12 protein-coding genes are annotated in these 9591 nt (G+C 68.5%); 10 read left to right on the top strand and 2 right to left on the bottom strand.

What is annotated here, in order from left to right; all coding sequences use genetic code 11:
- From uvrB to VEC04_RS06245, 10 genes are all read left to right on the top strand, one after another.
- A partial coding sequence (uvrB, locus tag VEC04_RS06290; RefSeq protein ID WP_324774941.1) for an excinuclease ABC subunit UvrB occupies window positions 1-2000 on the top strand: 2000 nt, incomplete at its 5' end.
- A 236-nt stretch (window positions 2001-2236) separates the two neighbouring features.
- The gene (locus VEC04_RS06285; protein ID WP_324774939.1) at window positions 2237-3469 is read left to right on the top strand and encodes a DNA sulfur modification protein DndB; all 1233 of its coding nucleotides are present in this window, start codon (window positions 2237-2239) and stop codon (window positions 3467-3469) included.
- 118 nt (window positions 3470-3587) lie between these two features.
- Entirely contained in the window at window positions 3588-3806 is a 219-nt protein-coding gene (locus VEC04_RS06280; protein WP_324774937.1) for a hypothetical protein, read from the top strand.
- A gap of 147 nt (window positions 3807-3953) precedes the next feature.
- Window positions 3954-4346, top strand: coding sequence for a hypothetical protein (locus VEC04_RS06275; RefSeq protein ID WP_324774934.1), 393 nt, complete (start codon window positions 3954-3956; stop codon window positions 4344-4346).
- A gap of 66 nt (window positions 4347-4412) precedes the next feature.
- Window positions 4413-5204 carry a DpnI domain-containing protein gene (locus tag VEC04_RS06270; RefSeq protein ID WP_324774931.1) on the top strand — a complete coding sequence of 264 codons (792 nt, stop codon included), beginning with the start codon at window positions 4413-4415 and terminating at the stop codon, window positions 5202-5204.
- Between the two features lie 271 nt (window positions 5205-5475).
- Window positions 5476-5751, top strand: coding sequence for a hypothetical protein (locus VEC04_RS06265; RefSeq protein WP_324774928.1), 276 nt, complete (start codon window positions 5476-5478; stop codon window positions 5749-5751).
- Between the two features lie 4 nt (window positions 5752-5755).
- A complete protein-coding gene (locus tag VEC04_RS06260; RefSeq protein ID WP_324774926.1) occupies window positions 5756-6130 on the top strand; it encodes a hypothetical protein in 375 nt (124 codons plus the stop codon).
- A gap of 242 nt (window positions 6131-6372) precedes the next feature.
- Window positions 6373-6966, top strand: a complete 594-nt coding sequence (locus VEC04_RS06255; RefSeq protein ID WP_324774923.1) for a hemerythrin domain-containing protein — start codon at window positions 6373-6375, stop codon at window positions 6964-6966.
- 12 nt (window positions 6967-6978) lie between these two features.
- A complete protein-coding gene (locus VEC04_RS06250) occupies window positions 6979-7182 on the top strand; it encodes a hypothetical protein (protein WP_324774921.1) in 204 nt (67 codons plus the stop codon).
- A 198-nt stretch (window positions 7183-7380) separates the two neighbouring features.
- Window positions 7381-8304, top strand: coding sequence for a DMT family transporter (locus tag VEC04_RS06245; RefSeq protein ID WP_324774919.1), 924 nt, complete (start codon window positions 7381-7383; stop codon window positions 8302-8304).
- 113 nt (window positions 8305-8417) lie between these two features.
- On the opposite strand, the gene VEC04_RS06240 is transcribed toward VEC04_RS06245, so the two are convergent.
- Window positions 8418-8621 (bottom strand): cold-shock protein, encoded by a 204-nt coding sequence (locus VEC04_RS06240; RefSeq protein WP_056451926.1) that lies wholly within the window; start codon window positions 8619-8621, stop codon window positions 8418-8420.
- Window positions 8622-8829: 208 nt separating this feature from the next.
- On the bottom strand, window positions 8830-9591 hold the full coding sequence (locus VEC04_RS06235) for an extensin family protein (RefSeq protein ID WP_324774916.1): 762 nt from the start codon (window positions 9589-9591) through the stop codon (window positions 8830-8832).

Raw genomic sequence — 9591 nt, 5'->3', positions numbered from 1 at the left:
CCGGCTCGGGCAAGACCTTCACCATGGCCAAGGTCATCGAGGCCACCCAGCGCCCCGCCCTGATCCTCGCCCACAACAAGACCCTCGCCGCCCAGCTCTACAGCGAGTTCAAATCCTTCTTCCCCGACAACGCCGTCGAGTATTTCGTCAGCTACTACGACTACTACCAGCCCGAGGCCTACGTCCCGCGCACCGACACCTACATCGAGAAGGACAGCTCGGTGAACGAGCAGATCGACCGCATGCGCCACTCGGCGACGCGGGCGATCCTCGAGCGGGACGACGTGACCGTCGTCGCCTCGGTCAGCTGCATCTACGGCATCGGCTCGGTCGAGACCTACACCGCCATGACCTTCACCCTGAAGGCCGGGGACCAGATCGACGAGTCCAAGCTCCGCGCCGACCTCATCGCCCTGCAGTACAAGCGCAACGACGCCGCCTTCGAGCGCGGCATGTTCCGCAAGCGCGGCGACGTGCTCGAGATCTTCCCCGTCCACATGGAGGACCGCGCCTGGCGCATCCAGCTGTTCGGCGACGAGCTGGAATCCATCCAGGAGTTCGACCCCCTCACCGGCAAGAAGACCGCCGACCTCGAGGAGGTCACCGTCTACGCCGCCAGCCACTACGTCACGCCCAGACCCTCGCTCAACCAGGCCATCACCGGCATCAAGAACGAGCTGAAGGAAACGCTCGACTGGATGGTCGAGAACGGCAAGCTGCTGGAGGCCCAGCGCCTCGAACAGCGGGTGCGCTTCGATCTGGAGATGATGGAGGCCACCGGCTCCTGTGCCGGCATCGAGAACTATTCCCGCTGGCTGACCGGCCGCGCCCCCGGCGAGCCGCCGCCCACCTTCTTCGAATACATCCCCGACAACGCCCTGCTGTTCGTCGACGAGAGCCACGTTACCGTCGGCCAGATCAGCGCCATGTACCGCGGCGACTACCGCCGCAAATCGACCCTGGCCGAATACGGCTTCCGCCTGCCCAGCGCCATCGACAACCGCCCGCTGAAGTTCGACGAGTGGGACGCCATGCGCCCCCAGACGATCTTCGTCAGCGCCACCCCCGGCCCGTGGGAGATGGAGAAGACCGGCGGCGTCTTCACCGAACAGGTCATCCGCCCCACCGGCCTGATCGACCCCCCGGTCGAGATCCGCCCGGTCAGCGGCGACACCCGCAACCAGGTCGACGACGTCATCGACGAGGTCAAGCAGGTCGCCCGCCAGGGCTACCGCTCCCTCGTCACCGTCCTGACCAAGAAGATGGCCGAGGACCTGACGGAGTACATGCACGAGCAGGGCGTCCGCGTCCGCTACATGCACTCCGACGTCGACACCCTCGAGCGGATCGAGATCCTGCGCGACCTGCGCATGGGCGCCTTCGACGTGCTGATCGGCATCAACCTGCTGCGCGAGGGGCTCGACATCCCCGAGTGCGGCCTGGTCGCCATCCTCGACGCCGACAAGGAGGGCTTCCTGCGCTCCGAGACCTCGCTGATCCAGACCATCGGCCGCGCCGCCCGCAACGTCGACGGCCGCGTCATCCTCTACGCCGACCGCATGACCGGCTCGATGGAGCGCGCCATCGCCGAGACCAACCGCCGCCGCGCCAAGCAGGAAGAGTACAACGCCGAACACGGCATCACCCCCGAGTCGGTCAAGCGCGACATCCGCGAGATCATGGCCAGCCCCTATGAGTCCCGCGCCCTCGACAGGCTGACCTCGCCGGGCATGAAGGAGGAGGCCAAACCCTTCACCGGCTCCAACTTCCAGGCCGCCCTCAAGGACCTCGAAGGCCGCATGCGCAACGCCGCCGCCAACCTCGAGTTCGAGGAGGCGGCGCGGCTCAGGGACGAGATCAAGCGCATGAAGCTGATGGACCTCGAGTTCGCCAACGAGGTGCTGACGGCCGAGGGGGAGGCGGTCGACAAGAGCGCGCCGAAGCGCTGGCGGGCCGATGCGGCGGCGGAGAAGGCGGAGGCGTTCCGGAAGGGGCGGTAGGGGGAGGGGCCGCCACTACGCCATAGGCATAGTCAGTCCCGCCAGTCGATGCCGACGCGGTGGGGAACGCCCGTACAAAGTCGCAGAATTCCCGTAGGTTCTCATTTTTTCCCCGCAAGAATGTGTGCGGGGCTTGTTCGCCGGCGCGAGCTGTGCCATAAACGAAATGACCCCGGGGCATCCGACCAAAGACATCCCGGGGTCATTCTGAAACAGGCATTACAGGAGAACCCAAAATGCCCATGGATCTCGTTTATCTTAAGGCCCCGATTCCGTGCGTGCAAGGTTATTACGGCGAACGTCTCGTCACCTACACGACCCAAATCGCTCCCGGACAGATTCACAATCTGCTGGGGCATGACCCCCGGTCGCAAAACTGGAAGAAGCTCCCGAAAGACATCGGCGACATCTACAAGTACCTGCAACGCCCGACGAGCAAGTCGCGGCGTGAAGGCGTTGCCGGCTATATCGAGGAGCGGTTCGGGCCCGACGCCATCACGGTGGGCGGTTTCCCGGCGATCTCCATCGCTTTCCGTGAACCTGTCGAGTTCATTCCGTCTCCCGATCTGAAGGGCGTCGGCCAAATGATGCTCGACATTTCCCCGAGCGTCGTCCGCATCCTCATCGATGGTCTTGGCCGGGTCACTGGAATTATGGACCTGCAAGACGAGGGACTCGCGGCTCTGCTGAAGTTCCAACTGCCGGTGACCATCTATGCGCCGGCGCCCGAAACGAAGCCTCTGAGCTGGCGCGAGATGGGCCAGCTGTTCCATGACTTCAACTTCCGTGTGCAGCCAGTGCCCCAGCGGCTCGCGCTCGCTCTGGACACTGCCGACCCGTATGTTCAGCTGGCGCGGGACCTCACGCCATACGCGTTCCTTTCCGATCATGGCGGAGTGGCGGAGAAGCTGGCGAGCCTCGGTAGCAAGTCGACGCAGCTCGTCGTGCAGACGGTCTGGGTTCGGTCTGTTCGCGGCGCGACCGAAGGCCGGAAGTTCCAGGAGGCCAATCTGGCGCACTTGGACAATCCCAACCTCACTCCGGAAACCGAGGAAGACCTGCGCGAGTCGATCGCGTCCTATTTCCAGTCGATCTGTGACCACATGGGCGATGATCGGTGGGAAGATCGGGACAGCCTCCACTTGTCGTCGCCGGGCTGGCAGGCGCTGGGTGTCATCCACCACGACATTGCCTTCCGTGCGAAGCTCGGGCCTGCCGAGCGGGAGAAGGTCACGGAGCGGATCGCCAGTATCGATTGGTCGCGTTCCAATCCCGACTGGTTCCGCTTGGGCATCGGGCTGCCGGAGATCAACAAGCTGACCGGAGACGAAGTGCTCGACGCCCAAGGCCGTAAGCGGATAGCTCTTACCGGGGCCGGCCGTACCAACACGCAGGCGATCATCGACTATGTGCGGAACAAGTCTGGCCTCGATCTTCTGATCGCGCAGGACGACGAAGCCGCCGCCTAAAACAGTACTCGATACCTTGGCCGGCCAGATCGGTGATCTGGCCGGCTTTTTAGCCAATCTGGGGTTGGTAGCTCCGCAGGGATGATTTGGGCAGGCTCCCCGGAGAAGGAGCCGCCCCATGCCGAAGTTCACCATCCTCTCCCGTGTCGACGCCTACGTCGACTACACCACCGAGGTGGAAGCCGACTCCCTCGAGGAGGCCGTCGACCTGGCCTATGACGGCGACCCCTCGATCCAATGGAAAGAGCAGGGCGTGGTCGAGTTCGACGCCCGCCATGTGGTGGCCCTCGACGCTGACGGCGACGAGATCGAGCGCTATTCGCGCGGCAAGGGCTGACCGCCCCGCCCGATCCTGAGGGGACATCGCTCTGGTCAATCACCCGCCGCACAGCAGGGGACGGGCGCGCTTGAAACTTCCTGTCGACGAAGACCATTCGTTCTAGCATCGTCAACTCGCCGAATGGGGGCGGACGAGGAGGTGGCGATGGCAGAAAACCTGACGGAGATATACGACGACCTCCACCGATCACTGCTAAAGCGCGTGAGCCTGTGGTTGGCCGTCGGTAACGGCGGGGGGCTCATCGCGTTGGGGGCCAAGTTTACGGACCCAGACGCAGGCGGCGTCGCCCATCTGCTGTTCCCGAGTCTATGGGCCTTCGCCATTGGAGTGATCGCGGCGGGTCTGTTCTCCACCATCCTCGCCGTCCACTACGGCATTTCGGATAGTACGACTCAGAAGATTGCCGAGGACGAACGTCGCCGGTTGATAGTTAGTGTGGGTTGCGCCGCAGTTGCAGTAGGTTGTTTTCTGGTTGGGGTCTTCTACCCGCTCATTGCCTTGACAGCACGGTACTGGTCAGGCGCAGCCCTCGTCTAATCGAACCCCCGCACCTTTTGCGGACAAGCACTAACCCCCTGACCCACCACCCGCTACGGTGGGTGGATGGGGGACGATACCAACTCGTGGTGCAGTCTCGGCTTCGCCGAGCCGACCGCCGTCTACAAGAGCGGCTTGCAGAAGGCTCGTTACCTCACAGAGGGCTGGATGGCCCAGCACGGCTTCTGCCCCAACTGCGACGCCGACCGCCTGCCGGCCCTTCCCAACAATGCGCCGGTCGGCGACTTCCGCTGCCCCGCCTGCGCCGAGGAATACGAGCTGAAGGCCACGCGGGCCGCGCTCGGCGCCACCCTCCCGGCCGGGGCGTGGAGCGCCATGCAGACGCGGCTGGCGGCGGCCGACAATCCCAGCCTGTTCGTGATGCGCTATGACGCGGCCGCCAACGCCGTCACCGACCTGATCGTCGTGCCCCGGCAGTTCTTCACGGCGGCCATCGTCCGCCCCAAGACCCCGACCTGGCCCAAGGGGCGCAGCGCGCCGTGGCAGGGCTCGACCATCCTGATCGGCCTCGTCCCCGACGCCGGCCGCATCCCGCTGATCCGCGCCGGCGTCCCGGTGCCGCAGGCCGAGGTCCGCGACCGCTGGCGCTCGACCCTGTTCCTGCGCGACGCCGCCGCCCCGGCGCGCGGCTGGCTGCTGGCGGTGATGAAGGCGGTCGAGGCGGTGGGTCGGGACGCGTTCACGCTGGAGGACGTCTACGCCCAGGAGGCGACGCTGGCGGCGCTCTATCCCGGAAACAGCAACGTCCGCCCCAAGATCAGGCAGCAGCTCCAGCTGCTGCGCGACCGGGGCTGGCTGGCGTTCGGAGACCGACGCGGGACGTACCGCCGCGTCTGATCCCTTCTCCCCTCCGGGGGAGAAGGTGGGCGGCGGAGCCGTCCGGATGAGGGGGATGCCGGACGCCAATTGGTCGGCGGCCGACCCGGAGCCGCCTTACCCCTCATCCGGCCCTGCCGGGCCACCTTCTCCCCCAAGGGGAGAAGGAAGAGATGACCAACCCGCGCTCCTCATCCACAGCCGCGCAGAACAAACCACGAACAACCCCCTCCCTCGCCCCCCGCGCCTCCGCTAAAACCCCCTCCGTCGGTGGTTCCCCGGAGCCCTCCAGTTGCGTCCCCCCTTCCCAGCCCGTCCCTCGCCCCCCGCCCCTGATCCCTCCCCCCGCCCGTCCCCCAAGACCCCCGCCCGCCTGCTGCACGTGCGCTGTCTGCGCCCCGGCTGCGGGCGCGAGGCGCTGTTCAATCCGGACCGGCTGTTCGGCGACGGGCCGCGCCCGGCCGAGGGGCTGAGCCGGCGGTTCGTCTGCGCCTGCGGGCGGCGGGCGGCGCATCTGTCCTACGTCTCGCGCCGGCCCCGGCCCGACAACCCCTGCGGCTGGCTCTAGGCCCATGCTGCCGCACGGCCATCCGGGGCCGCCCGCGCCGCCGCGCCTGATCACCCTGCAGGTCGCCCGGCGGCGCGGCCTGGTGCTGCGCCTGCACTGCGAACCCTGCGGCCGCTGCCAGGCGGTCGACAGCGCGAGCCTGCCGGAGCGGCGGCGCACGGTCTGCCTCGGCGAGCTGTGGCTGGCGGGACGGTTCCGCTGCGCCGGCTGCCGCCGCCCGGCCGGCCGGCTGGAGGTGGTCGAGGCGGTGCAGGGGGTGAACCGGACCTGCGAGGTCTGGCGGCCGGGCGACCCCCTCGTGGCCGAGCGGCTGCGGCGGCACTGGCGCTGGGACCGGTACGATCGCCGCGACTGGGGGGCGTGGTTCGGGCGCGGGTGAGGCGCAGGTTTCCTTCTCACCCTGGGAGAAAGACGTGCGTCCACTTTTGACCTGTCGGCGCGCAGCGGCGACAGGGTGGGGGCGGCCCGCGGCGAGTTCGCGGCTTCGGCCAGCCGTCCCCGCCCGGCGTCGCCTTCGGCTCCGCCACCCTCCCCGGGGCGCGAGGGAGATTGCGGGGAACTCCACCCCCTCGCGCCCGGTTGCCCTAGCGACCCGCAACCCCCGCAAAGGAACCCCCGCCCATGTCCGTCGTCGACAAGGTTCTCGGCAAGATCACCCCCATGCCGAACGAGGAGAAACGCAACGAGGCCACCGCCAACGCCCGCGCCGTCGCCAGCACCGGCGGCTGGCTGTGGATGGTGCTCGACCACCACGACGAGATCCGCGCCCGCTTCGCCGCCTGCCGCGACGCCGAGTCGGCCGAGGACCGCGTGGCGGCGATGCGCGAGCTGGCCGTGATGCTCAACGCCCACTCCATGGCCGAGGAGGTGGTGCTGTATCCGGCCCTGGCCCAGTGCGGCGAGAAGATGCACGCCGGCCACGCCTATACCGAACAGACCACGGCCAAGATGCAGATGGCCGAGTGGGAGAACATCGCCCCCTCCACGCCCGAGTGGAAGGATAAGCTGGCCCATATCGAGGGCGCGGTCCTGACCCATATGTACGAGGAGGAGTCGCACTGGTTCCTGCGCCTGAAGGACAAGTCCGACAGGAACGAGCGCCTGGCCGACCGCTACCGCGAGGAGTTCGAACGCTGCGGCGGGTCGATGTCGGGCGGGGCGCGCGAAAGCCGGGGCGACGCTGCGGAGTCGGCTCGCATGAGCCCGATCGATTGAGGGGATGAGCCGATGACCCAGACCCCGCTGCAGGAACAGGAGGCCGCCGGGACGATGGCCGCCGGCGCCGATCTCGAGGAGCTCGACCCGACCGCGGAGGTGGTGCGGGAAGAGGCGGGAGGCGGGCCGCGCGGCCTGCGCGTGGCGGGGGCGTGGGCCGCCGCCGCCCTGCTCCCCGCCGCCGCCTTCCTCATGCTCAGGCGACGCCGGCGCTGATGACGGGCGGGGGGCGATTCTGATTTCCTTCTCCCCCTGCGGGAGAAGGTGGCCGAGCGCAGCGAGGCCGGATGAGGGGTTGCACCGGTCGACGGCGAGCGGCTTTCAGAGGGTGTCAGCGTCCCGTCGACCCCTCATCCGTCGGCCTTCGGCCGCCACCTTCTCCCGCAAGGGGAGAAGGACCGCTATACGGCGGATATGCTCTCCGCCCGCACGCAAGCCCTGCTCGTTCTCGTCGTCTCGGCGGCGGTGCTGGGGCTGGCCCCGATCCTCGTGCGGCTGGCCGATACGGGGCCGGCGGCGGCGGGGTTCTGGCGCTTCGCCTTCGCCCTGCCGTGGCTGATGCTGCTGGTGCTGCGGCCGGGGCAGGCGGAGGACGAGCGCGGGCCGGGGCGGCCGTCGCTGCTTATGGGGCTGGCGGCGCTGTTCTTCGTGCTCGACCTGGCCTTCTGGCACTATTCGATCGCCTTCACCTCGGTGGCCAACGCCACGACCCTGACAAATCTGACGCCGGTGGTGGTCACGGCCGTGGCCTGGCTGATGTTCCGCGAGCGGCCGCGGGCGCTGTTCCTGCTGGCGCTGGCCGTGGCGTTGGTGGGGGCATGGACGATGTCGGCGGGGGCGGACGGGCGGCAGGGGCCGGATCCGCGGCTGGGCGACCTGTTCGCGGCGGTGACGGCGCTCTGGTACGCCGGCTATTTCCTGACCGTGAAGGTGCTGCGCGGGCGGGCCTCGGCGGGACGGATCATGCTGTGGTCGACGGCGCTGGGCCTGCCGCTGCTGCTCGGCGTGTCGCTGGCGCTGGGCGAGCCCCTGGCGCCCGCGTCGGCGGCCGGCTGGCTGGCCTGCGCCGGGCTGGGGCTGGTGCATGTGGCGGGGCAGGGCGGCGTCGCCTGGGCGCTCGGCCGGCTGCCGGCGGCCCTGACGGCGGTGACGGTGCTGATCCAGCCGGTGGTCGCGGCGGTGCTCGGCTGGATGCTGTTCGCCGAGACCATGACCGGCGCCCAGCTGGCCGGCGCGGCGGCCCTGCTGACCGGGGTGGTGCTGGCGCAGTGGTCCGCCGGGCAGAGACCTGGCCGCGTCGGGTCGGGAGGTCCGGAACGGCCGACGAGCGCGGCCTGAACAAAGAAGGGCGCGGAGGCCGAAGCCGCCGCGCCCGTTCCGTAGATTTTCGGTTCAGCTCGACCAGGCCGCGTCGGGTCGAGAAGGCGGAGCCTTCTGACCGCGGCCCGGCATCAAAGCAGCTTGAGCTCCACCGCCGAGGTCTTGCCGCGCTGGGATTCCAGCTCGTATTCGACCTTGGCGTTCTCATCGAGGCCTTGCAGGCCCGCCTTCTGAACGGCCGTGACGTGAACGAACACGTCCTGACCGCCGCCATCGGGCTGGATGAAGCCGTAGCCCTTGGTGGGGTTGAACCACTTGACCGTGCCGGTCGCCATGTCTGCGTCTCCGTAAACGCGCTTTCCAGGCAGGCGCCCGTCATGGGGTCGCCCGTCAGCCCATCTGGACAAGCTCGTTCAGGCGAAGGAGCGCTGCACGGGGTTGGAAGCCGCGCCAAATCCGGACTGCGGGGCATTTCTCTCGCGCAAAGCGGGGCCGGTCAACCGCAAACCGATTCGGACCGCCGGCGAACAGGGTTACCGGAGGTCAGGCGCACAGGCCTCTCCGCGCGCCGTCGAGGTGCAGATGATCCTTGTGCGCCTCGTTGTAGTCCGGCGTCAGCACGGTCGAGAACACACGGCAGGCCCCGTCCCGGATGCGCTTCAGGAAGCTCCGCCCTTCCTCGCCGCGCCGGCCCTCGCCGGTCCAGTCGTTGGCCACGGAGATGGTCCGGCCGTCCTCGAGCGTCACGCCTGCGATGTCCAGCGCATTGGCCCGGGCATGCTCGGAGGGCCGCACCGCCACGTCCGTCTGGCCGTACAGGCGGCGGCAGGAATAGGAGCCGTAGTTCTCGACCCGCGCCACCCGCGATCCGAAGGTGGCCGCCGCCGCCGGCTGCAGCACCTGCCGGTCCCAGATCACGTAGCGCACCGCCAGGGGGCACTGCATGACCAGCCCGCCGGGCGCGAGCGGCGTCACCGCCCCGCCGGTGATCCTGACCGCCCCGCGCACGACGCAGAAGCCGCCGTCGTCGCGGTCCTCGGCCCGCTGGACCTGCACGCCAGCCTCGCGCAGCACCTGCATGCAGGCGTCGGTGACGGCCTTGATCTCCTCCGGCGCGGCGGTGCGGGCCAGCTCGAAGTCGGCGACCTTGGCCGCTGTGGCCTGTCCGATCGGATGGTTCAGGTCCAGCGGCTTCCACGGAAGGTCCTGACGCGGCGCGAAGGCGTTCAGCAGGGCGAACGCCGCGCACAGGCCGAGCCCGGCCTCCCACAGCAGGTTCCAGAAATCGGCGAAATCGCGATCCAT

The sequence above is a fragment of the Brevundimonas sp. genome (assembly GCF_035626535.1).
Classification (GTDB): Bacteria; Pseudomonadota; Alphaproteobacteria; order Caulobacterales; family Caulobacteraceae; genus Brevundimonas.
Note: the sequence above shows the minus strand (reverse complement) of the source record. Positions and strands in the feature narration are given on the sequence as shown.

What these genes read in the sequence shown, in the direction of transcription:
- VEC04_RS06285 (WP_324774939.1), top strand. Translation starts at nt 2,237, where the DNA reads ATGCCCATGGATCTCGTTTATCTTAAGGCCCCGATTCCGTGCGTGCAA.
- VEC04_RS06280 (WP_324774937.1), top strand. Translation starts at nt 3,588, where the DNA reads ATGCCGAAGTTCACCATCCTCTCCCGTGTCGACGCCTACGTCGACTAC.
- VEC04_RS06275 (WP_324774934.1), top strand. Translation starts at nt 3,954, where the DNA reads ATGGCAGAAAACCTGACGGAGATATACGACGACCTCCACCGATCACTG.
- VEC04_RS06270 (WP_324774931.1), top strand. Translation starts at nt 4,413, where the DNA reads ATGGGGGACGATACCAACTCGTGGTGCAGTCTCGGCTTCGCCGAGCCG.
- VEC04_RS06260 (WP_324774926.1), top strand. Translation starts at nt 5,756, where the DNA reads ATGCTGCCGCACGGCCATCCGGGGCCGCCCGCGCCGCCGCGCCTGATC.
- VEC04_RS06255 (WP_324774923.1), top strand. Translation starts at nt 6,373, where the DNA reads ATGTCCGTCGTCGACAAGGTTCTCGGCAAGATCACCCCCATGCCGAAC.
- VEC04_RS06250 (WP_324774921.1), top strand. Translation starts at nt 6,979, where the DNA reads ATGACCCAGACCCCGCTGCAGGAACAGGAGGCCGCCGGGACGATGGCC.
- VEC04_RS06245 (WP_324774919.1), top strand. Translation starts at nt 7,381, where the DNA reads ATGCTCTCCGCCCGCACGCAAGCCCTGCTCGTTCTCGTCGTCTCGGCG.
- VEC04_RS06240 (WP_056451926.1), bottom strand. Translation starts at nt 8,621, where the DNA reads ATGGCGACCGGCACGGTCAAGTGGTTCAACCCCACCAAGGGCTACGGC.
- VEC04_RS06235 (WP_324774916.1), bottom strand. Translation starts at nt 9,591, where the DNA reads ATGGATCGCGATTTCGCCGATTTCTGGAACCTGCTGTGGGAGGCCGGG.